The following is a 19,955-nucleotide window of genomic DNA, read 5'->3' on the forward strand; positions in this document are numbered from 1 at the left end:
GCCATGGCGACCAGCACCCGATCCGCCCTCGACCGGTTCTTCAAGATCACCGACCGCGGCTCGACGCCGGGCAGAGAAGTCCGGGGCGGGCTGGTCACCTTCGTGACCATGGCCTACATCGTGGTGCTGAACCCGCTGATCATCGGCAGTTTCGCCGCGACGGACGCCGCCGCGCACAAGGACCTGTTCGGGGCGATCCTGCCGGTCGACCAGGTCGCCGCCGCGACCGCGCTGGTCGCCGGGGTCATGACGATCCTCTTCGGACTCGTGGCGAACTATCCCTTCGCGATGGCCACCGGCCTGGGCATCAACACCCTGGTCGCGGTGACCATCGCGCCGACCATGAGCTGGCCGGAGGCGATGGGGCTGGTGGTGGTCAACGGCCTTGTCGTGCTGCTGCTCGTCGTCACGGGCGTGCGCACGGTCGTGTTCAACGCCGTCCCGGCCGGGCTCAAGTCCGCGATCGCGGTCGGCATCGGGTTGTTCATCGCCCTGATCGGGCTGGTCGACGCGGGGTTCGTGCGCAGGCTGCCGGACGCGGCCAACACCCCGGTCCCGGTCGGCCTCGGCATCGGCGGCTCGATCGCGTCGTGGCCGACGCTGGTGTTCGTGGTCGGGCTGATCATCACCTCGATCCTGGTGGCCAAGCGGGTGAAGGGCGCGATCCTCATCGGCGTGCTCGCGGGCACGGTGTTCGCGATCGTGCTGGAGGCCATCGTCAAGGCCGGGCCGTCGCTCGGGGTCAACCCGAAGGGCTGGAACCTGGGCTACCCGGCGCTGCCCGACCAGGTCGTCGGCCTGCCCGACCTGTCGCTGCTCGGCGACGTCTCGTTCGGCGCGTGGTGGCGGGTGCCCGCGATCACCGCGGCGCTGTTCGTGTTCACCCTGGTCCTGACCGACTTCTTCGACACGATCGGCACCATCACCGGCCTCGGCAAGGAGGCGGGCGTGATCGACAAGGACGGCCAACTCCCCAACGTCAGCAAGGCCCTGTTCGTCGACGGCCTGGGCGCGGTCGCGGGCGGTGCGGCGTCGACCAGCTCCAACACCGTCTACATCGAGTCGGCCTCCGGCATCGCCGAGGGAGCGCGGACCGGGCTGGCCAACGTGGTCACCGGCCTGCTGTTCATCGCGGCCATGTTCTTCACGCCGCTTTACCAAGTCGTGCCGATCGAGGCCGCCGCGCCCGCGCTCGTGGTGGTCGGGGCGCTGATGATGGGCCAGATCCGGGAGATCGACTTCGCCGACTTCACCCTCGCGCTGCCCGCGTTCCTGACGATCGTGGTCATGCCGTTCACGTACTCGATCGCCAACGGCATCGGCGCCGGGTTCGTCAGCTACGTGGTGCTGCGCGCGGTCACCGGCAAGGCCCGCGGGGTGCACCCGCTGCTGTGGGTCGTGGCCGCCGCGTTCGTCGTCTACTTCGCCGTCGGGCCCATCGAGGCGGCCATCGGATAGAGCGGGCTTCGAGACCCCCACGAGTCCCGCTCCGCAAGATCTCAGGCGCGCGCGGATAAATAGTGAGGTATGCTAACAATGTGTCGTCGGAGGGTTCTGGATCGACCGAACGGGCGCTGACCAGCCGGTTGCGGCTGGCGGTGGTGCGGCTGAACCGCAGGCTGCGGGCTCAGCGCTCGAACGCGTCGATCACCTTGACCCAGCTGTCGGCGCTGTCGTGTCTCTACAAGCGCGGCCCGCTCTCCCCGGGGGAGCTCGCCGCCAAAGAAGGTGTGCAGCCACCCTCGATGACGCGGGTGATCGCCGCTCTGGAGGAGTTGGGCTACCTCACGCGCAGCCCCCACCCCCACGACGGCAGGCAGGCGATCGTGGCGATCACCGAAGCGGGGCGGGCCTATGTCGACGCCGACATCAGCGCCCGGGAAGCCTGGCTTGACCGACGGCTGGCCGAACTGGACGACAGCGAGCGGGAGATCCTCGCTCGCGCGGTCGAGATCATCGACAGGATGGCAGGGAACGCGGACTAGTGCAGGCACAAGCGGGTGGTACCCGAGAGCAACGGACCGACCTACTGCCCCCGCCGCCTTCGCGGCCCGCCCCAGAGTCAACCCCGGTGCGCGGCGGGATGTTCTCGTCGCTGCGGGTGCGCAACTACCGGACCTACGCCGCGGGCAACCTGGTGTCGAACCTCGGCACCTGGATGCAGCGCATCGCCCAGGACTGGCTCGTGCTGGTCCTCACCGACAATGACCCCCTCGCCCTCGGCATCGCCGCGGCGCTGCAGTTCGCGCCCACCATCCTGCTGTCGCTGTGGGCGGGCGTGCTCGCCGACCGGCTCGACAAGCGCAAGCTGCTGGTCGCCGTGCAGATCGGCCTCGCGGCGTGTGCGCTGGTGCTCGGGATCCTCGACATCACCGGCCTGGTCGAGGTGTGGCACGTATACGTGCTGTGTGTCGCGGTCGGGGTGTTCTTCGCGATCGAGGTGCCGGTCCGGCAGTCGTTCGTCGCCGAGATCGTCGGGCGTTCGCAGGTCACCAACGCCGTGGCGCTGAACGCGACGGGCTTCAACCTGGCGCGCGTGATCGGTCCGGCCATCGCGGGAATCATGATCGTGCTGATCGGCACCGGGTGGCTGTTCCTGGCCAACGCGGTGATGACGCTGGCGGTCGTGGTCGGGCTGCTGGTCATGCGGCCGGGTGAGCTCCACCCGTCGCCGAAGATCCCCCGGCGCAAGGGGCAGCTCGTCGAGGGCCTTCGCTACGTGCGGAAACGGCCGGACATCATCGTGGTGATGGTGCTGGTGTTCTTCGTCAGCACGTTCGGCATGACGTTCTTCGTGACACTGGCGGTGGTCGCGGCGAAGGTGTTCGGGCGCGACGCCGACGGGTACGGACTGCTGTCGACGGCGCTGGCGATCGGCACGCTCTGCGGCGCGCTGCTCGCGGCGCGGCGGGCCCGGCCGCGGACCAGGGTGCTGCTCGGCTCGGCGTTCGCCTTCGGTGTGTTGGAAGTCACGGTCGGGCTGATGCCGACCTACACGACCTTCGCCATCGCGCTGATCCCGGTCGGAATCGCGCTGATGACCTTCATGACGACGGCCAACTCGACGGTGCAGCTCGCGGTCGCGCCGGAGATGCGGGGCCGGGTCATGGGCCTCTACATGCTGGTCTTCCTTGGCGGGAATCCGATCGGGGCGCCGATGGTCGGCTGGATGGCCGCGGAGTGGGGGCCGCGGTCGCCGATCTACGTCGGCGGGGCGGTGGCCGCGCTGACGGCGGTGGTGTGCGGCATCGTGCTCGTCCGCCGGGGTGGGGTGAAGCTGCCGGTCCGGAAGTGGGGTCGTCAGCACGTGCTCCGGCGTGATCGGCCGGGCTTGCCGGTCAAGTGAAGTTAGGCTAACCTAAGTCGCGTCGCTTCGTGGTGGGAGCGGCAGTCAGTTCGGGAACGCAGTGCGGCCCCGCTCCCAGCGTCCGGGAGTGGGGCCGCACTGTTTCGTCGGCGACAAGGGCTTGTCGGAGCACCGCCGCCGAGTTCTCGGATTACGCCGCGGGCGGGCGCAGGCCGTTGGCCCCCGCGCGGGCCGCGTCGAACCGGGCGCTCACGTCGGCCCAGTTCACGATGTCCCACAGCCGCTCGATGTAGTCGGTCTTCACGTTGCGGTACTGCAGGTAGTACGCGTGCTCCCAGGTGTCGATCACCAGCAACGGCGTGGTGGAGATCGACAGGTTCGAGTGGTGGTCCTTGAGCTGCTGAGTGATCAGGCGCTCGCCCAGCGGGTCCCACGCCAGCACGCCCCAGCCGGAGCCCTGGATCGTGGCCGACGCCGCGTTGAGCTGGGCGCGCAGGCCGTCGAACGAGCCGAAGTCCTCGTCGATGGCCGCGGCCAGCTCGCCGGTCGGCTTGTCGCCGCCGTCCGGGCTGAGGTTCTTCCACCACTGTGTGTGCAGCGCGTGGCCCGCCAGGTTGAACGCGAGCGCGGCCTCCAGTCCCGCGATGGCGCCGAAGTCGCCCTTGGCGCGCGCCTCGGCGATCTTGTCGAGCGTGTCGTTGCTGCCCTTGACGTAGGCCGCGTGGTGCTTGCCGTGGTGCAGCTCGTTGATCTCGCCGCTGATCACCGGTTCCAGCAGGCCGTAGTCGTAGTCCAGGTCGGGCAGGGTGTAGGGCGCCACCGCGCACTCCTCGCTTGTTGCCAGTCAGTTCTAACTGCAACTTACTGGCAACAAGCTCGGAGCGCGCGGGGTGTCTCAGTAATCGGGCCAGGTGTGCACGGGCTCGCCCGCCTCGCTGAGTTCGATGTAGCGGCGCAGCATCTCCGCCAGGGCGGCGTCGCGGCTCAGGCCGCGGGACTCCAGGCGGGCGACGGTCCCGCGCTGCCAGGTCGAGCCGGTGCGGCGGGCGAGGCAGCGCTGCTCGATCACCCCGAGGTAGCGCTCGCGGGACTGGTCGGAGACGCCACAGTCGATCAGGCCCTCGTGGGCCATCGGAAGCAGGCGGCGCAGGACCAGTTCGTCCGGCGGGACCCAGCCTATGCCGGGCCAGTAGAGCTGCGCGTCGAAGGCGTTGCGGGCACCCGCGTGCAGGTTCTCCTCGGCGGCTTGGAACGACATCTGTGTCCAAACGGGACGGTCTTCCTTGGTGAGCGCCCGCTGGGCGCCGTAGAAGAAGGCCGCGTTCGCCATCAGGTCGATGATCGTGGGGCCGGACGGAAGCACCCGGTTCTCCACACGCAGGTGCGGGATGTCGTCCATGACGTCGTAGACCGGGCGGTTCCAGCGCCAGATCGTGCCGTTGTGCAGGCGCAGCTCGGCGAGCTTCGGCGCGCGGCCGGAGTCGAGGGCCTCGAACGGGTCCTCGTCGTCGACTTCCGGGAGCAGGCCGGGGAAGTAGCGCACGTTCTCCTCGAACAGGTCGAAGATCGACGTGATCCAGCGCTCGCCGAACCACACGCGCGGCCGCACGCCCTGGTTCTTCAACTCCTGCGGCCGGGTGTCGGTGGCCTGCTGGAACAGCGGGATGCGCGTCTCGTGCCACAGGGCCTTGCGGAGCAGGAACGGCGAGTTCGCCGCGAGGGCGACCTGCACCCCGGCCAGGCACTGCGCGGCGTTCCAGTTGGCGGCGAACTTCTCCGGCGGCACCTGCAGGTGCAGCTGCGCTGACGTGCACGCCGACTCCGAAAGGATCGAGTCCTGCAGGCTGCGCAGCCGTTCCGGGCGCTGGCCGGGCAGCGGCGCGCCCTCCATGTTCAGCAGCATCTCCTCGCCGCGGGCGGCGAAGATCTGGTCGTTGAGCTTGCGGTAGCGCGGGCTGTGCGACAGCCACTTGGAGTTGAAGTGCTCGCCTCGCAGGGTCGGCAGGGTGCCGATCATGACCAGCGTCGCGCCCGCGGCCGACGCGGCGTGCCCGGCCTCGGTGAGCGACTCGCGCAGCTCGGTCTCCAGGTCGGCGGACTGCCTGCCGCGCAGCGGGCGGGGGCGCACGTTGAGTTCGAGGTTCTGCTGGCCGAGTTCGGTGGTGTAGCAGGGGTCGTCGATCTTCTCCAGCACCGTGTCGTTGAGCATCGCGGGCTGCAGGTCGGCGTCGACCAGGCTCAGCTCGATCTCCAGGCCCATCCACGGCGGGGATTTCGCGAAACCGCCCTCGGTGAGCATGCGTTCCAGCGCGTCGAGGCACCGCTGCACCTTCTGGCGATAGCGCTGTCGGTCCTCGCGGCTGAATGCCTCACTCGCGATGTTCTGCCCCATGCCGCCCTCCCGTCCGGCCGGATCTGTGCCCGGCATTCGTGCGGGAGGACAACGGTTTCACAGGGTCGACTCCCTTACTAGCGGCCAAATTGGTGCCGTGAGTTATGTCGAGGTAACGCTGAGCGAACAGTGTCAGTCGGTGCTCACGCGGGTCCCGAGCGTGCGAAACTGCGCGGTGTGGCGCAGGTGATTGAGGTGACGGATCCGTCGGACCCCCGGCTCGACGACTTCCGCGACCTGTCGACCGCCGACCGCCGCCCGGACCGGCCCGGCGGGCGCGGTCTGGTGATAGCCGAGGGTGTCGTCGTGGTGCAGCGGCTGCTCGCCTCGCGCTACCCGGTGCGCGCGCTGCTCGGGGTGCGTCGGCGCATCGAGGCGCTCGGCCCGGAACTCGACGGGTTGGACGTGCCCGCGTACGTGGCTTCCGCCGAGGTCATGGCCGAAACCGTGGGCTTTCACCTCAATCGGGGAGTGCTGGCCGCGGCCGACCGGGCGGCCCCGCCGGACCTCGCGGAACTGGCCGCGAACGCCCGGACGCTGGCGGTCCTGGAGGGCGTCGGCGACCACGAGAACCTGGGCGCGCTGTTCCGCAACGCCGCCGCCCTCGGCGTCGACGGCGTGCTGCTCGCGCCGGGGTGCAGCGACCCGCTCTACCGGCGCAGTGTGCGGGTGTCGATGGGGCACGTGCTCGCGGTGCCGTTCGCCCCGTTGGAGCCGTGGCCCGACGGGCTGAAGTGGTTGCGCGACAGTGGATTCAAAGTCATCGCGCTCACTCCGGCGCCCGGATCGGTACCGCTGTCCGAGGCCGTCCGCCCCGGCGAACGGGTGGCGGTGCTGCTCGGCTCGGAGGGGCCGGGGCTGACCGAGGAGGCCATCGCCGCGGCCGACCTGGCGGTGCGCATCCCGATGGCGGGCGGCGTCGACTCGCTCAACGTGGCCACCGCGGGGGCGGTCGCGTTCTACGCGCTCAGTGAAGGGGAGACCGGTGGAACTGCACGCCAGGGATGAGCGAGCCGTGCTCGTCGGCCACGACGGCGCCGACGAACGGGAGGTCGACCCCCACACCCTCGCCCTGGGCGCCGACCTGTCCGACGCCCTACACGAGTGGGCCAAGGTCGTCGGCGCGGTCCGCCGCACCGAGGCCACCGACGAGTCCGCCGGGATCGTCGTGTCCCAGCGCGGAAAGCAACTGGCCACCCGCGTCGCCGACGCCATGGGCCTGCCGATCAACTATGTCGACCCGCTGTCGGGCGAGGTCTCCCTGATCGAACCGCCCGCCGCCGAACCACCGAAGCCGAAGCCCAAGGAGCCGACCCCCTGGCTCACCGGCCTGGCCGTGTCGGCGTTCGTCTTCCTGTTCGTCGTCGTGGCGATCAACGCCCTCGCCGCGACACTGCTGGAGACAAGCACGTTGCTGGCGATCGGCTCGAACGTCGTCATCACGGCCGGTCTGCTGCCGTCGGTGTGGCTCGCCCGACACACCCCGATCCTGCGCTGGCTCGCGTTCGGCACGGCGGCGGGGATCGCGGTTGGATGGATCAGCCTGCCCTTCATCCTCTTCGCGTAAGGAATCGCCTGATGGACTGGACACTGGAAGTCGTCGTCGTCCCTGTCACCGATGTGGACCGCGCCAAGGAGTTCTACGCGGACAAACTCGGCTTCAACGTCGACCACGACTCGCCGTTCAGCGAGGAACTCCGCATCGTCCAGCTGACGCCGCCGGGATCGGGCTGCTCCATCGTGATCGGCAAGGGCATCGGGGACATGACGCCTGGGTCGATCAAGGGTCTCCAGTTGGTGGTGCGGGACCTGCGGGCGGGGCACGCGGAATTGGTTTCGCGGGGTGTTGAGGTGAGCGAGATCAAGGTGGCGGGTCCTTCGGGCTTCCGGCCCGCGACTGAAGAGGACGAGTTGAACAACCAGGGCTTCTGCTTCTTCGACGACCCGGACGGCAACAGTTGGGCGGTACAGCAGATCACGGCCCGCAAGTGATCACCGACCCCACAAACACGGGCTGAACGTCTCGACGAAGTTAGGGGCCTAATCGCGTGAGGCGGGTTCCCACTCCAGTGATTTCGCGTAGGCCGCTCGGACGGCGCTGAGGCAACTCTCCGCTGGTGGGAGTTGGTTGGTCTGGTGCCCGAGTTGTGCGTGCCAGTCAAATGAGGGAAGTGTGCGGAACGCATACGGTCGTACGGACCATCCGGTTATCGTATGGACGAGATCCGCTGCTTCTGCTGTCAATGCGTCCAAGCGGGCCAGTACGGCGAGGTCGTAGAGATCGCGTGCCGCCCCTCGATCCATCCAGGCGACTGTCTTCATTCCAGCGAATGATGTCAGTGTGGGGACAAGCAATTCGGTCGGTTCGACGTCGCTGTATCGCATCTCAATTGGGTGGCGTGCCGTTGGCCAGGCCGCGAATTCACGGTGTTCGCTCGAGTCCAGGAGTTGAACACGAACCCTGAGCCCCTCGGACGTCACCAGTGTCGCCGGATCGACCGCTCGAACATCGGTCAGTGGCGGGGACCAGGTGGTGCGGGGAAATTCGCGGCGGAGGGCGCGGGGGAGCGCGTCGGTGATCATTGACGCTACGGTTCCGCGGTCTGGGGTCAGCAGATCGATGTCTTCGGACAGCCGTCCGTCGAGCGGATTCGACGCCCAGGTCCGGGCGAGTGCGGTTCCGCCGAAGAAGGTGACGGGCACGTCCATTTCGCCGAGGGCGTGCAGAATGTGGCTGATCAGGTGGTCTCGGTGAACCTGATCATCGGCGACGCCGAACTCGGCGGCTGTTCGTGCCAGTTCCGTGGGGTCAAGCATCCGCGATCTCCAACGCCGTGCGGAGGGCCGAGGGTCGGTGGCTTCTCGTCGCGAGTTCCTTGACGAGCGTCCAGTCGGCTTGTGTGGTCATGGCACGGATCGCCTCGTGAGCGTCCAGTTCGGTGATTCCACCGAGTGTCGGTCGATGTGCGAGGTCGATGATTGTCTGTTCGACCGTCGTCACCCAGCCATCGGTCAGTTCCGTTCGGGTGCGCTCGACATCCAAAGTGGACACCACGCGCGCAACGAAGACGACTGCTCCCCGGTCCACGATGAGGGGCGGACGTTGCTTGGGCGCCGCGACGACGGCGGTGGCGAGCGCGCGTGGAATGGCGCCGTGGATCCGGGCCGCGCTGAGGCCCATGAGTGCCACGGAGTCGACGCCGTAGTCGGCCTGACCCACGCCCATTGCCACGGCGTTCAGGTCCGGCGACCAGGTGTGATCACCCCAGCGCTGCTGGGGGACCAAGGCGTAGTACCCGTTCGCGAGTCGCCGGACGGCGCCTGCGTTGGCGAGTCTGGCGACCTCGGCGCGGGGATGCGCGTAGATATCGCCAAGGTCCCTCGGGCGGAACACCCGGTTACGCCTGCGAGCCAACTCGGCCGGGACGCCGATAGCCATCGTTACTACCTCCGTAGGCTGAGAGCCTACGTTCATAGTAATGATGGCGCCTTCGGGTCGCTCATCAGGCCAAAGAATCACGCCAGGCGTTGTGCAGGGTGGCGAATTGCCCGTCGTCGGCGATCAGGGATGTGGGGGTGCCGTCTTCCACGATTCGGCCGTCTTCCACCACTAGGACTCGGTCGGCGATCAGGACTGTCGACAACCTGTGGGCGATGATCAGTGCCGTTCGGTCGGCCAGGACTGACTCCAAGGCCGACTGGACTGCGCGCTCGGTCGGGACGTCCAGGCTTGAAGTCGCCTCGTCCAACACCAATACAGCGGGATCGGCGAGGAATGCTCTGGCGAACGCGACCATCTGCCGCTGGCCCGCCGACAGCCTGCCGCCGCGCTTTCGGACGTCAGTGTCATAGCCCTCAGGCAAAGCGGTGATGAACTCGTGCGCGCCCACAGCCGTCGCGGCGGCCTCGATCTCCGCCCGTGACGCGGCTGGGTTGCCCAAGGCGATGTTGTCCGCGACAGAGCCTGAGAACAGGAAGTTCTCCTGCGTCACCATCACCACCGACCGTCGCAAGTCCACATCGGACACTGAGCGCAGGTCGACGCCGTCCAGCGACACCGTCCCCGCGCTCGGGTCATAGAAGCGCGCCACCAGCTTGGCGATCGTCGACTTGCCAGCGCCGGTCGCGCCGACCAAAGCCACCGTCTGACCAGCCGGGATCGACAAATCAAACGGGGGCAGCACGACGGGACCGTCCGCCGAGTACCGGAACTCCACGCCCGCGAAGTCCACTGCCCGACCCGACACATGCGGCGGCAGCGGTCGCGGCGTCGCCGGATCGAGCACGTCCGGCTCTTCCTCCAGCAACCCGGAGATCTTCTCCAACGCCGCCGTCGCCGACGTGTAGGAGTTCGCGACCATCGCCAAATCGTCCAGCGGGTCGTAGAACCGGCGCAGATACAGCGTGAACGCCGTCAGCACGCCGAGTTCAAGACCGCCGTGCGCGACCCGCCAGGCTCCGATGAACAGGATGACGGCCAGCGACAGGTTGCCGACCAGGCGGACCGTCATCGTGAAGCGGGCGACGACGTTGAGGGCCGCGCGGTTGGCTTCGCGGAAGCTGTCGTTGAGATCGCCCATGATGGACTCGTTGCGGTGTTCGCGGCGGAAGGCCTGGACGGCGCGGATGCCGTTCATGGACTCGACGAACTGGACGATGATCTTGGCGATCGCGCCTCGGGTGTTGCGGTAGGCCTGGCCTGAAGTCCTGTAGAACCACCGCGTCACCAGCAGCAGCGGCACGAACCCGACCAGCACGAGCAGCGCCATCGGGGTGTCGAGCACCAGCAGCAGCACCGCGATCCCGGTGACCGACAGCACCGCCGACAGCAGGTTGTCGAGGCCGTCCTCCAGCAGATCGTCCAGCGCGTCGACGTCGCTGGTCATGCGGGAGATGACCTTGCCCGACGTGTACGACTCGTGGAAGCCCAGGGACAGCTTCTGCGCGTGCCGGAAGATGCGCAGCCGCAGGTCGAGCAGCACGTCCTGGCCGATGCGGCCCGACAGGCGCAGGAACAGGTACCGCAGGCCGGACGAGCCGACCGCGGTGCCGACGTAGCCCGCCACGCACCAGGCCATGATCGACGTGTCGCCGTCGATGGCCGCCGGGATGCCCGAGTCGATGGCGACGGCGATGATCAGCGGGCCCGCCAGGGTCGCGGCGTTGTCGGCGACGACGAACAGCAGCGCCAGCAGCGACGGCCACAGGTGCGGGCGGATCAGCGAGCCGAGCAGCTTGCGGGAGCGCGCCTTGAGTTTGAGGCCGACGGCGTGCGCCACCTCCTCGGTGTCCTCCGCGGCGACCCCGCGCCACGCCTCGGTTTCGCGGGGGTGTTCCACGCGGTCCTTGGTGTGGTCGGAAGCGTCCTGGGTGGTGCTCACGCGGCCACCTCCCAAGGTCGGTGGCTCCACTCGCGAAGACACTGTGTCAATGGTTCACTCGCAAGCTCGCTCACGTCGTCACCTCCTCTCGGTCCATAGTGGACAGCAGTGCGCGGTAGGCGGGGTTCGTCGCCAGCAGTTCGGTGTGCGTGCCCAGCGCTACGACGCGGCCGTCGTCGATCATCGCGACGCGGTCGGCGAGCTGCACCGTGCTCGGGCGGTGCGCCACGACCAGGGCGGTCACCCCGGCCAGCACGCTGCGCAGGGCGTGCTCGACCTCGGCCTCGGTGTGCACGTCGAGCGCGGACAGCGGGTCGTCGAGCACCAGCACCCGCGGCCTGCCGACGACCGCGCGCGCCAGCGCCAGCCGCTGCCGCTGGCCGCCCGACAGGGACAGGCCCTGCTCGCCGATGCGGGTGTCGAGCCCCCATGGCAGCTTGTCGACGAACTCTTCGGCCTGCGCGATCCGCAGCGCCACCCGGACCTGCTCGTCGGTGACTTCCTCGGCGCCCAGCGCCACGTTCTCGCGCACGCTCGCCGAGAACAGCACCGGCTCCTCGAACGCCATGGCCACTACGGTCCGCAGCTCGGTCAGCGCGACCTCGCGGACGTCCACCCCGTCGACCGTGACCCGGCCCTCGGTGACATCGGCGAGCCGGGGGACCAGCGCCGTCAGCGTGGTCTTGCCAGACCCGGTCGGCCCGACCAGCGCGATCGTCTCGCCCGGCTCGACGTCGAGGTCGACGCCGCGCAGCACGCCGTGCTCGGCGCCGGGGTGACGGAAGTGCACGCCATCGAACCGCAGCCTGCCGACGCCGTCGGCGGGCAGCGGGCGCGGGTCGGCCGGGTCGGTGATGGTCACCTCGGCGTCGCGGACCTCCCAGTACCGCTCGCACGCGGTGGCGGCGTGGTTGGTCTCGGCGAGCAGCCAGCCGATCGAGTCGGTGGGCCAGCGCAGGTAGGTCGCGACGGTGATCCCGGCGACCAGCGTGCCGAGCGTCATCGACCCGTCGACCAGCCCGCGCGCGCCGAACAGCAGCTGCGCGGCGATGCCCAGCTCGGGCAGCAGGATGATCGCGCCCCACAGCAGCGCCAGCACACTGATCTTGCGCAGCTCGGTGGTGCGCAGCTCGTTGGCCTCGGCGGCGAACCGCTTCGCCAGGTGCGGCCCGCGGCCGAACGCCTTCAGCACGCGGATGCCCAGCACGGACTCCTCGACCCGCGTCGCCAGGTCGCCTGCCTGGTCCTGCGAGCGGCGGGACAGCACCGAGTACTTGGACTCGTAGAGCGTGGAGATCAGCACCAGAGGGGCCGCGCACACCAGCGTGATCAGGCCCAGCGTCGGGGACAGGATGAACAGCACCACGAGCCCGCCGATGAGCGTCAGGGTGTTGACCACCAGGAAGATCCCGGCGAAGGCGATGAACCGGCGCAGCGTCGACAGGTCCGACACCGCGCGCGACAGCAGCTGGCCGGACTGCCAGTGGTCGTGGAACGCGATCGGCAGCCGCTGCAAGTGCTCGTACAGGTCGGCGCGCAATGCGGCCTCGACCTGGGTGCTCGGCCGGGAGATCAGCCTGCGCCGCACGTAGAACAAGATCGCTTCGGTGGCGCCCAGGGCCGCGATGGCCAGGACCAGCCACGGCAGCGGGCCGGTGTCCTTGGCCGCGACCGGGCCGTCGAGGATCTGCTGCATGAGCAGCGGGATCGTCAGGCCGCAGGCCATCGAGCCCAGCACGGCCGAGCCCGAGCCGATCATCCGCCAGCGCACTGGCCGCAGGTAGGGGGCGAGTCTGCGCAGGACCGAGATCCGGGTACCCGGTGAGTCGTCCATGCCCTGCCCCCTGTCGTCCGTTCGACGGTAGCCAGGGCGGATGGCTGGGTCATCCGAATTTTGCTTGGATGAAGGGCATGACTCGACCGGAGCCGGTCCGCTTCCTGCGCACGGAGGCGAGCATGGCCTTCCCCGAGGGCCGCCTGCTGGCACTGCGCGACGGCGCCGTCCACGTGCTGGCCGCCGACGGCTGGACGCGTCTGGGGCGGGAGCGGCCGTCGACCGCGGTGTGGCTCAGCCGCGAGGCCGCCGAGGACTGGTGCGAGCGGGAGGGCTGGGACCTCAACCTGCTGGACCACGTGCCCTCAACGCGCTGAAGGGGTGGCTTCCGTGGAAGCCACCCCTTCAACCAAGCTGTCTTACCCGCGGTTCGAGCGCGTGCCGAGTAGGACGTCCTCCCAGGACGGCACGATCGGGCGCGCCTTCTTGGGCTTCGGCCGCCTGGCCTGCTCCGGCTTGCGGGCGGGCTCCTCGATCAACGCGTCCGGTTCGTCCCGTTCGCGCGGGTCGGGCTCCTCGTCCGGGAACTCGACCACCGCGGCGGGCTGCTCGGGCTCGTCGACGACGTCGGCCACCGGCTCGGCCTGGGCCGGGGGCTCGGGGGCCAGCTCGAAGTCCTCCACGAAGTCGCGGTCCTCCGCCACCTGCGCCGCGGGAACGGCGGGCGGGGGCGCGACCGGGGCGGCGGGCGGCTCGACCGTCTCCACCACGTCCACGACCTCGACCGTCTCGATCGCGGAGGTGTCGAGGTTGAGCGCGGCCTGGGCCAGCTCCGTCACCGGGCGCACCGTGCGCAGGGGGCGGTTGGGCTGCGGGTCGAGCAGGTCGCGGGCGTGGTCGTCGAGCGCGCCGACCGTGCCGCCGTGCGCGCCCGGGTGGAACGACCAGTGGGCGCGGTTGAGCGAACGGCCCGCGGTCCACGCGAGCTGGACCACCCACTTGCCGTCCTCGCCGCGCCACGAGTCCCAGTTGGCCGCGGCGTAGTCCTGGCCGCGCAGGCCGAAGGCGTGGGCCACGACCTCACCGAGGGTCTGCAGGTCGGGGCCGTCCTCGCGGAGCGGGTGCGCGCGCTGAGCGAGATCAGCGGTGCGCGAGCGCTCCAGTAAGACGGGATAGGCGAAGCGCTCGACCTTGTGTGCCGGGATGCCTGCCGCCTCGGCGACTTGCTCCACCGACTCACCGGCGCGGATACGGGTCTGGATCTCACGAGGACGCATCTGGCTCTCCAGCTCGATCTCGATCTGGCCGAGTCGGGTGACGTCTCCTCGAGCGGCCGCACGCAGCCGTTCGTCCGCGGGAAGGGTGAAACGCTCGCCACGCGCCAGGTCCTCGCAGATGACGGTCTTGCCGTCATCCCCGAGCCCGACGACCCGCAGCGCGCGCATCGTGCACCTCCATACGATCTGAGCAGACTTCACTCGCCAGCGTCCCACGGTAGATCGGCGAGTCGCCTTGACGAGCGAGGCGCGCCGGACCCACGGGGGATATCCCTCGTGATCTTGCCGTATCCCGAAGGAGATCCGCACGCGGGTTCGGCGCGTTCACCCGTTTAGTTGCTCAGCCCAGCTGCTCGACGACCCAGTCGATGGCGCCGGTCAGCGTGGAGATGTCGTCGGGCTCGATGGCCGGGAACATGGCCACCCGCAGCTGGTTGCGGCCCAGCTTGCGGTACGGCTCGACGTCGACGATCCCGTTGGCGCGCAAAACCTTGGCGACGACGGCCGCGTCGATCGAGTCGGCGAAGTCGATCGTGCCGACGACCTGCGAGCGGTGCGCCGGGTCGGCGACGTACGGGGTGGTGAAGTCGCGCTCCTCGGCCCACGAGTACAGGCGGGTCGAGGAATCCTTGGTGCGCGCGACGGTCCAGTCGAGGCCGCCGTTGGACAGCATCCAGTCGATCTGCTCGGCCAGCAGGAACAGCGTCGAGATCGCCGGGGTGTTGTAGGTCTGGTCCTTGGTCGAGTTGTCGATCGCGGTGGTCAGCGACAGGAACTCGGGGATCCACCGGTCGGACGCGCCGATCTCGGCGGCGCGGGCCAGCGCGGCCGGGCTCATCAGCGCCAGCCAGAGGCCACCGTCGGCGGCGAAGCACTTCTGCGGGCCGAAGTAGTAGACGTCGGCGTCGGCGACGTTCACCGGCAGGCCGCCCGCGCCGGAGGTGGCGTCGACGGCGATCAGCGCGTCACCGGACCCGGCGGGCCGCACGACGGGCATCTGCACGCCGGTCGAGGTCTCGTTCTGCGCCCAGCCGACCAGGTCGGCGCCCTCGGCGTAGACGATCTCGGGCGCGGTGCCCGGGTCGGCCTTGACCACGATCGGGTCGCCGAGGAACGGTGCGCCCTTGGTCGCGGCGGCGAACTTCGACGAGAACTCACCGTTGGTGAAGTGCTGCGAACGCTCGCGGATCAGCCCGAACGAGGCGATGTCCCAGAACGCGGTCGCGCCGCCGTTGCCGAGGACGACCTCGTAGTCGTCGGGGACGGAGAACAGCTCGCGCAGGCCGGTGCGGACCCGCCCGACCAGCGACTTGACCGGCTTCTGCCGGTGCGAGGTGCCCAGCAGCTCGGCCCCAGCGGACGCGAGCGCCGCGACCTGCTCCGGACGGACCTTGGACGGTCCGCAGCCGAAGCGGCCGTCGGAGGGCTGCAGGTCGGCGGGGAGCACGAGCGTGCTCGGGTCGGCGGTCTGGGTCATGCTCGGCGCCTTTCGCGGGTACGAGAATGTGGGACCCCGGCGACACTGACGGGCGCTCCCAGTCTCGCATGACGCGGACTTGCGGCCACAACGCGCTGACCTCGGGTGTCAGTGGCGCTCGATCCGAACGCGACTGTCCGTTCGGGGGTCACTTCTCGTGCTGGTGGTGCCTGTTTGGGTGGTTCGCCTGATTCGGGGACCCCGACACCGACGACCACCGCTCAGCCGCGGTGACGTCTCGGGTGTGCGAACGCGCCGACGAAGTCTGGCGTGTTCGTGCGCCCGAGACGTCACCTTGAGGCGGCTGAGCGCGCGTCCCGGAGGGGACGCCATGTCACGGTTCTCGGGTGCGCCAACCCTCGGTGTCCACGCCGCCGGGGACGGCCTCGGGGGTGCCGTAGGGCTCGCGGGTGAAGACGAAGGTGGCCAGGTCCAGGTGGCTGGGGGAACCGTCGGCGTGCCGGTGCAGCTTCAGCGTCTCGCCTGCGTAGTAGCCGTCCAGGCCGGTCCAGGTGTCCTTGGTCGCCGGGCGGAAGCGTGACTGCCTGCCGATCCCGCTGACCGGCGCCAGCCGCAGCCAGCCCTCGGGGAGCAGGCGCAGCAGGTACGGCGTCGGGCCCCAGTGCCACAGGCCGGTCAGCGCGAGCAGTTCCGGGTCGGCCTCGGTCATCGGCTCCCACTCGGCGGGCAGCGACGGTTCGTGCTCCTCGACGATGTTGATCAGTTCGTTGGCCATCGTCACGATCGGGACGCCCGAGGTCGAGTTGGCCATCGCCAGGGCGCCGGTGCCGGTGCGCCAGTCGACGAGGACGCTGGCCAGGAAGCCGGGCATCGAGCCGCTGTGGCCCGACAGGCGGCGCCCGCCCAGGCGGATGGCCTCGAAGCCCAGGCCGTAGCCCATGGTCCAGGCGTCGTTGTCGTCGACGTGGATGGGGGTGCGCATCTCGGCGACGGTGTCGGGGTGCAGGACGTCGCCGGTGTCGCCGGTGATGAAGCGGGCCCAGCGGGCCAGGTCGGTGACCGTGGACCACAGCTGGCCCGCGGGGGCCATCGCGCCGGAGTCGGGGGTCGGCTCGTTCAGCAGGACGTCGGCGAAGGGGTGCACGGCCCAGCCGAGCGCGGCGGGGGCGGTCGGCGCGGGGGTGGTGCGGGCCATCTCCAGCGGCTTGAGGATCTCGGTGCCCAGCACCTCCAGCCAGCTCGCGCCGCGGGCGCGGGCGACGAGTTCGCCCAGGACGCCGTAGCCGACGTTCGTGTAGTGGAAGCGGGCGCCGGGGCGGTGGCGCACGGCGTCGGTGGCGAGGCTGCTCTCCAGCGCCGCCCAGTCGCCGCCCTCGGCGCGTTCCCACCACGCGCCGGGGGACTCCGAGGTCAGGCCGCCGGTGTGGGAGAGCAGTTGGGCGATGGTGACCTCGCCGAACGACGTGCCGGGCACGTGCTTGTCCAGCGGGTCGTTGAGGTCGAGTCTGCCCTCGTCGCGCAGCCGCATGACCAGCACCGCGATGAAGGTCTTGGTGATGGAGCCGATCCGGTACTGGACGTCGGTGGTCGGGGTCTGGCCGTCGACCTTGCCCCGGGCGCCGGTCCAGGCGATGGCGCCGTCGCGGATGACGGCCGCGACCAGGGAAGGGGCGCGGCTGTCCGCCTGCACCGCCGCGATCCGGCGGAGCAGCGCGAACTCAGTGGTCTGCAGCATGTAAGGAATTGTGGGCCATAAATCAACCCAATAACCCTTTGGAGATGGCGGTGGTGACCGCCGGGGTCCGATCGGACACCCTGGCATATCGAGAGAACGGACCAAATGGGTCTTTACAGTGGCCGCGCCAATGTGTAGCGCGCGGTCGATCTCGACGTTGGTCCTGCTCCCGGTGCCCAGCCGCGGCATCCGGGTCTCCCGCGCGGAAAGCCCTGCTTGACCGGGGTGCGCGTCGCCGAAGGGCGAGCGCCGTCGCACCGCGACCGGCCGCGTGCGCGGCCGGAAATTCGGACCGTGAGGCATCTTTCAACAGATAACCAGGCGCGCCTGCTTCGACCACCCGCGAGATATCCGAGTCGGTCTCGTCGGTGTCGGCGCGACGACCGCCGAGATCGACTCGGCGACAATGCGCTCGGTGGCGCCGACGCCGTGGTTCGGGCATCCGATCGGCAGACGTTCCGGTCCGCCGCCCGGCGTGCCACGATCGTGGTCCACGTGATCGGGGAGCCGCGGATGAGATCAGGACAGCTCCACCCGGTCTGGCGCCTGGCGGGCTTCGCCGCCGCAGTCGCGGTCGCCTTCGGAATCACCGGCGTGGTCGTCGGACTCGTCGGCACGCCCTGGTTGTTTCCGGTGGTGCTGGCCGCGTCGCTGCTGGCGGTGACCTGGCTGGCGCTGCGGTTGGACGGGCGTGGCCTTGCCGACCTCGGCCTCCGGTTCACCCGAGGGCGACTCTCGCAGGCGGGCGCGGGATTCCTGATCGGCACCGCGGTGTTCTCCGGCGTCGCGCTGACCCACGCGGCCATGGTGGGTGCCACGTGGCGCTTCGGCGGTACCGAGGTCGTCGGCGCGGTCGTGGCCGGGCTGACGATGATGCTGGTCTCGGTCGTGGTCGAGGAGCTGGTCTTCCGCGGCTACGCCTTCCGGCAGCTCAGCGCGCTGGGTGGCCCCGGCGTAGCGGTCGTGGTGACCAGCGTCGCCTTCGGCGCCTACCACCTGATCGGCAGGCCGTACTGGGCGATGGGCGCGGTCTTCGTGGTCGTCATGTCGCTGCTCGGTGGCCTGGTCTTCGCCTACGCGCTGCTCAGGTCCGGCGGGCTGCCGCTGGTGATCGGGCTGCACTGGGGTGGCAACTGGGCGATGTCCAGCCTGTTCGGCTCCGGCGCGGGCGCGGTGTGGTCGGCGGACTTCTCGCACGCCCAACTCGCCGCGCTCACCGCGCCGGACCTGGGCCCGCACCTGCCCTACCTCGCCGCGCTGGCCGTGATCGCCTTGGTGATCAGCTCGGGACGGTTCACGCGTTCCCCGGGCTGACTGTCCCCGCGGTGGACCGCGGGGCCGCCATCAGGCCGGCGCCCTACTCGGCGTCCGGCTGATTCGGGTGGAAGCGGTAGCGCCAGAAGGTCGGCACCGCGGCGACCGTCACGACGGTCAGGACTACGACCGCGAAGCCGCCAACGGTGGCCGCGGCGGCCGTGCCCGCGGCGGCGCCGCCCCAACCGTGGACCAGGTCGGCGATGCGGGGGCCGCCCGCGACCACGACGGTGAACACGCCCTGCATGCGGCCGCGCATCTCGTCGGTGGCCTCGGTTTGCAGCATCGAGCTGCGGTGGACGGCGCTGACCAGGTCGGCGCCGCCGCCGATGGCGAGGAACACGACCGCCAGCCACAGCGCGGTCGACAGGCCGAAGCCGACCATCGCCAGTCCCCAGGCGATCACCGCGACGGTGACCACCGCGCCCTGCCGGGGCAGCCGGGCGAACCAGCCGGAGAACAGGCCGAACAGGGCCGAGCCGATCGGGATGGCCGCGTAGAGCCAGCCGAGGGCGATGCCGCCGCCCGGCGGGTCGCCGAAGGTGCGCTCGGCCATCTCCGGGAACAGGGCGCGCGGCATCCCGGCGACCATCGCGATGATGTCGACCAGGAACGAGACGAGCAGGATGTTTCGGCCCCGCAGATAGCGGAAGCCCGCGGCGATGTCGCCGAGACCGGCCTTGCGCGATGAGCCCTCGCCCGGCGGGATCGGCGGCAGGCGGAACACCAGCCACAGGCACAGCGTCAGCGCGACGGTGTCGATCAGGTACAGCGTGGACAGGCCGAGCACCGGGATCAGGGAGCCCGCGGCCAGCGGGCCGAAGACCATGCCGAACGTCGACGTGGTGAAGCTCAGCGCGTTGGCCTGCGGCAGCAGCTCAAGCGGCACGAGCCGGGCGACGGCCGCGCTGCGGGTCGGCATGTTGACCGCGACGAACGCCTGTTGCAGCCCGAGCAGGACAAGTACGACCCACACCGAGCCCAGCGACACGAACGCCTGCAGCCACAGCAGCCCGGACGTCACCGCGACGCCGATGTTGCTGATGAACATGACCTTGCGGCGGTCGTGCGCGTCGGCGATCGCCCCGCCCCACAGCCCGAACACCAGCAGCGGCAGCAGCCCGACCGCGCCGGTCACGCCGACCCAGCCGGACGAGCCGGTCAGGTCGTAGACCTGTTTGGGCACGGCGACGGCAGTGAGCTGGCTGCCGACCGCGGTGACCGCGGTCGACATCCAGAGCCTGCGGTAGTCGCGCACCCGCAGCGGGCGCACGTCGATGAGAACCCGGCTGAGCAGACCGCGCTTGGGCTCGGCTTCCAGGGTCACCCAATGAGCT

At 69.8% G+C, this 19,955-nt stretch carries 18 protein-coding genes; 8 read left to right on the plus strand and 10 right to left on the minus strand.

Annotated features, from left to right (window positions below; translation table 11 throughout):
* Positions 1-3: 3 nt before the first annotated feature.
* The 3 genes from ACSHT8_RS25940 to ACSHT8_RS25950 all read left to right on the plus strand — a co-directional run bounded on the left by ACSHT8_RS25940 (position 4) and on the right by ACSHT8_RS25950 (position 3,346).
* Complete coding sequence (locus ACSHT8_RS25940) at positions 4-1,458, plus strand: NCS2 family permease (RefSeq protein ID WP_436493510.1); 1,455 nt, start codon at positions 4-6, stop codon at positions 1,456-1,458.
* 80 nt (positions 1,459-1,538) lie between these two features.
* A complete protein-coding gene (locus ACSHT8_RS25945; protein WP_436493511.1) occupies positions 1,539-1,985 on the plus strand; it encodes a MarR family winged helix-turn-helix transcriptional regulator in 447 nt (148 codons plus the stop codon).
* Positions 1,986-2,083: 98 nt separating this feature from the next.
* Entirely contained in the window at positions 2,084-3,346 is a 1,263-nt protein-coding gene (locus ACSHT8_RS25950; RefSeq protein ID WP_436502179.1) for an MFS transporter, read from the plus strand.
* Between the two features lie 151 nt (positions 3,347-3,497).
* Here the strand turns inward: ACSHT8_RS25950 and ACSHT8_RS25955 are convergent, their stop codons facing one another.
* Both ACSHT8_RS25955 and ACSHT8_RS25960 read right to left on the minus strand, forming a co-directional pair.
* Positions 3,498-4,127 carry a superoxide dismutase gene (locus ACSHT8_RS25955; RefSeq protein WP_436493512.1) on the minus strand — a complete coding sequence of 210 codons (630 nt, stop codon included), beginning with the start codon at positions 4,125-4,127 and terminating at the stop codon, positions 3,498-3,500.
* Positions 4,128-4,202: 75 nt separating this feature from the next.
* Positions 4,203-5,699 (minus strand): glutamate--cysteine ligase, encoded by a 1,497-nt coding sequence (locus ACSHT8_RS25960; RefSeq protein ID WP_436493513.1) that lies wholly within the window; start codon positions 5,697-5,699, stop codon positions 4,203-4,205.
* Positions 5,700-5,876: 177 nt separating this feature from the next.
* Here ACSHT8_RS25960 and ACSHT8_RS25965 point away from each other — a divergent pair, with 177 nt between their 5' ends.
* From ACSHT8_RS25965 to ACSHT8_RS25975, 3 genes are read left to right on the plus strand one after another with little or no spacing between them, the layout of a single operon-like run.
* Positions 5,877-6,707 carry a TrmH family RNA methyltransferase gene (locus ACSHT8_RS25965; RefSeq protein ID WP_436493514.1) on the plus strand — a complete coding sequence of 277 codons (831 nt, stop codon included), beginning with the start codon at positions 5,877-5,879 and terminating at the stop codon, positions 6,705-6,707.
* The gene (locus ACSHT8_RS25970; protein WP_436493515.1) at positions 6,685-7,266 is read left to right on the plus strand and encodes a DUF2537 domain-containing protein; all 582 of its coding nucleotides are present in this window, start codon (positions 6,685-6,687) and stop codon (positions 7,264-7,266) included. Before ACSHT8_RS25965 ends, ACSHT8_RS25970 begins: the two co-directional genes overlap by 23 nt.
* 11 nt (positions 7,267-7,277) lie before the next feature.
* The gene (locus ACSHT8_RS25975; protein ID WP_436493516.1) at positions 7,278-7,691 is read left to right on the plus strand and encodes a glyoxalase superfamily protein; all 414 of its coding nucleotides are present in this window, start codon (positions 7,278-7,280) and stop codon (positions 7,689-7,691) included.
* A 48-nt stretch (positions 7,692-7,739) separates the two neighbouring features.
* Here the strand turns inward: ACSHT8_RS25975 and ACSHT8_RS25980 are convergent, their stop codons facing one another.
* The 4 genes from ACSHT8_RS25980 to ACSHT8_RS25995 form a co-directional block, all read right to left on the minus strand.
* Positions 7,740-8,516 (minus strand): nucleotidyl transferase AbiEii/AbiGii toxin family protein, encoded by a 777-nt coding sequence (locus ACSHT8_RS25980; protein ID WP_436493517.1) that lies wholly within the window; start codon positions 8,514-8,516, stop codon positions 7,740-7,742.
* Positions 8,509-9,138, minus strand: a complete 630-nt coding sequence (locus ACSHT8_RS25985; protein WP_436493518.1) for a type IV toxin-antitoxin system AbiEi family antitoxin domain-containing protein — start codon at positions 9,136-9,138, stop codon at positions 8,509-8,511. The genes ACSHT8_RS25980 and ACSHT8_RS25985 overlap by 8 nt, the downstream gene beginning before the upstream one ends.
* 64 nt (positions 9,139-9,202) lie before the next feature.
* Positions 9,203-11,080, minus strand: coding sequence for an ABC transporter ATP-binding protein (locus ACSHT8_RS25990; RefSeq protein WP_436493519.1), 1,878 nt, complete (start codon positions 11,078-11,080; stop codon positions 9,203-9,205).
* 70 nt (positions 11,081-11,150) lie between these two features.
* Positions 11,151-12,914, minus strand: a complete 1,764-nt coding sequence (locus ACSHT8_RS25995) for an ABC transporter ATP-binding protein (protein ID WP_436493520.1) — start codon at positions 12,912-12,914, stop codon at positions 11,151-11,153.
* A gap of 77 nt (positions 12,915-12,991) precedes the next feature.
* Between ACSHT8_RS25995 and ACSHT8_RS26000 the strand changes: the two genes are divergently transcribed.
* The gene (locus ACSHT8_RS26000) at positions 12,992-13,231 is read left to right on the plus strand and encodes a hypothetical protein (protein WP_436493521.1); all 240 of its coding nucleotides are present in this window, start codon (positions 12,992-12,994) and stop codon (positions 13,229-13,231) included.
* A 42-nt stretch (positions 13,232-13,273) separates the two neighbouring features.
* Here ACSHT8_RS26000 and sepH read toward each other — a convergent pair whose 3' ends face one another.
* The 3 genes from sepH to ACSHT8_RS26015 form a co-directional block, all read right to left on the minus strand.
* Entirely contained in the window at positions 13,274-14,299 is a 1,026-nt protein-coding gene (gene sepH / locus ACSHT8_RS26005) for a septation protein SepH (protein ID WP_436493522.1), read from the minus strand.
* A gap of 172 nt (positions 14,300-14,471) precedes the next feature.
* Positions 14,472-15,608 carry a phosphoserine transaminase gene (serC, locus tag ACSHT8_RS26010; protein ID WP_436493523.1) on the minus strand — a complete coding sequence of 379 codons (1,137 nt, stop codon included), beginning with the start codon at positions 15,606-15,608 and terminating at the stop codon, positions 14,472-14,474.
* Positions 15,609-15,942: 334 nt separating this feature from the next.
* The gene (locus ACSHT8_RS26015) at positions 15,943-17,304 is read right to left on the minus strand and encodes a serine hydrolase domain-containing protein (protein ID WP_436493524.1); all 1,362 of its coding nucleotides are present in this window, start codon (positions 17,302-17,304) and stop codon (positions 15,943-15,945) included.
* 513 nt (positions 17,305-17,817) lie between these two features.
* On the opposite strand from ACSHT8_RS26015, the gene ACSHT8_RS26020 reads away from it, so the two are divergent.
* On the plus strand, positions 17,818-18,618 hold the full coding sequence (locus ACSHT8_RS26020; RefSeq protein WP_436493525.1) for a CPBP family intramembrane glutamic endopeptidase: 801 nt from the start codon (positions 17,818-17,820) through the stop codon (positions 18,616-18,618).
* Between the two features lie 43 nt (positions 18,619-18,661).
* Here ACSHT8_RS26020 and ACSHT8_RS26025 read toward each other — a convergent pair whose 3' ends face one another.
* Positions 18,662-19,945: an MFS transporter gene (locus ACSHT8_RS26025; protein ID WP_436493526.1), complete on the minus strand. Its 1,284-nt coding sequence runs from the start codon at positions 19,943-19,945 to the stop codon at positions 18,662-18,664.
* Positions 19,946-19,955 lie beyond the last annotated feature (10 nt).

The sequence above is a fragment of the Actinokineospora sp. HUAS TT18 genome (assembly GCF_051364635.1).
Lineage (GTDB): Bacteria > Actinomycetota > Actinomycetes > Mycobacteriales > Pseudonocardiaceae > Actinokineospora.

Excerpts from the sequence above, each read along its gene's own strand:
- ACSHT8_RS26020 (WP_436493525.1), top strand. The coding sequence starts at position 17,818 with ATGAGATCAGGACAGCTCCACCCGGTCTGGCGCCTGGCGGGCTTCGCC.
- ACSHT8_RS25960 (WP_436493513.1), bottom strand. The coding sequence starts at position 5,699 with ATGGGGCAGAACATCGCGAGTGAGGCATTCAGCCGCGAGGACCGACAG.
- ACSHT8_RS25995 (WP_436493520.1), bottom strand. The coding sequence starts at position 12,914 with ATGGACGACTCACCGGGTACCCGGATCTCGGTCCTGCGCAGACTCGCC.
- ACSHT8_RS25985 (WP_436493518.1), bottom strand. The coding sequence starts at position 9,138 with ATGGCTATCGGCGTCCCGGCCGAGTTGGCTCGCAGGCGTAACCGGGTG.
- ACSHT8_RS25940 (WP_436493510.1), top strand. The coding sequence starts at position 4 with ATGGCGACCAGCACCCGATCCGCCCTCGACCGGTTCTTCAAGATCACC.
- ACSHT8_RS26015 (WP_436493524.1), bottom strand. The coding sequence starts at position 17,304 with ATGCTGCAGACCACTGAGTTCGCGCTGCTCCGCCGGATCGCGGCGGTG.
- ACSHT8_RS26000 (WP_436493521.1), top strand. The coding sequence starts at position 12,992 with ATGACTCGACCGGAGCCGGTCCGCTTCCTGCGCACGGAGGCGAGCATG.
- ACSHT8_RS25950 (WP_436502179.1), top strand. The coding sequence starts at position 2,084 with ATGTTCTCGTCGCTGCGGGTGCGCAACTACCGGACCTACGCCGCGGGC.
- ACSHT8_RS25975 (WP_436493516.1), top strand. The coding sequence starts at position 7,278 with ATGGACTGGACACTGGAAGTCGTCGTCGTCCCTGTCACCGATGTGGAC.
- ACSHT8_RS25980 (WP_436493517.1), bottom strand. The coding sequence starts at position 8,516 with ATGCTTGACCCCACGGAACTGGCACGAACAGCCGCCGAGTTCGGCGTC.
- serC (WP_436493523.1), bottom strand. The coding sequence starts at position 15,608 with ATGACCCAGACCGCCGACCCGAGCACGCTCGTGCTCCCCGCCGACCTG.
- sepH (WP_436493522.1), bottom strand. The coding sequence starts at position 14,299 with ATGCGCGCGCTGCGGGTCGTCGGGCTCGGGGATGACGGCAAGACCGTC.